The organism is Acetobacter suratthaniensis, assembly GCF_017377745.1.
In the GTDB taxonomy this organism is placed as follows: domain Bacteria; phylum Pseudomonadota; class Alphaproteobacteria; order Acetobacterales; family Acetobacteraceae; genus Acetobacter; species Acetobacter suratthaniensis.
In genome coordinates this window covers 1-220 of the sequence record NZ_JAFVMG010000076.1, presented here as the reverse complement: position 1 = coordinate 220, position 220 = coordinate 1, and the positions used below count along the sequence as shown (strand labels likewise).

Below are 220 nucleotides of genomic sequence, written 5' to 3'. Positions count from 1 at the left end.
CAAATTGTTGAGCGTCTGGATCACCAGGATCTTGAACATCAGCACAGGATCAAATGGCGGTCGTCCGCCCTTGCTTCCATCGCAATACGCCAGGGCCTTGTCCAGATCAGGACGGAACGCTTCAAAATCCACAGTCCGGGAAAACGCTTCGAGCTGATCGCCAAGCCCACTCAGCCGGGCAAGACGCTCTTCAACATCAAAGAAACCAGACTGCTTCATA

General features: G+C 53.2%; 1 protein-coding gene. It reads right to left on the bottom strand.

The annotated features are described in order from the left end of the window. Positions 1–219: transposase (locus J2D75_RS14375; protein ID WP_207855470.1), on the bottom strand; the 219-nt coding region annotated here is incomplete at its 3' end. Position 220: the final 1 nt, after the last annotated feature.